The following is a 454-nucleotide window of genomic DNA, read 5'->3' on the forward strand; positions in this document are numbered from 1 at the left end:
CTTATCACCGTCTGACCAGTTCTTGGTCACTTCGGTCACGGCACCGCTGCCATCGACCTTCGTAGTGGTAGTCCCACCTTCAGGATCCGTGGTCGTGATTGTGTTGTAGTAGCCATCGGCGTTAACTGATACACCATCGTCGACCTTGAAGAATGAGCTGGTCCCATCTGGGTTGACGTTCTCACCCGTCTGGTCAGTCGTTGGATTACCTTGGGTATCCGTTCCTGGTGTGTCGTGAGTCATGATTACACCAGGGTTATCGTTCGTGACCGTCGTCTTGCCGGTCTTGACACTTTCACCTGGCTTAACTGTAACGTCCGGCAAACTTGGCTGATCCTTTGGTGTTTCCGTTACCGTCACAACGCTCGTTGTGCCAGTCTCGCCCGTCTTCGGATCGGTCGTTGGTGTCGTCTGCACGACGGCCACCGTCTTATCGCCGTCTGACCAGTTCTTG

General features: G+C 54.4%; 1 protein-coding gene. It reads right to left on the bottom strand.

What is annotated here, in order from left to right:
* The coding region (locus tag FFM73_RS12845; RefSeq protein WP_373278683.1) for a hypothetical protein at window positions 1–454 on the bottom strand (454 nt) is incomplete at both ends.

The organism is Secundilactobacillus hailunensis, assembly GCF_005405185.1.
Classification (GTDB): Bacteria; Bacillota; Bacilli; order Lactobacillales; family Lactobacillaceae; genus Secundilactobacillus; species Secundilactobacillus hailunensis.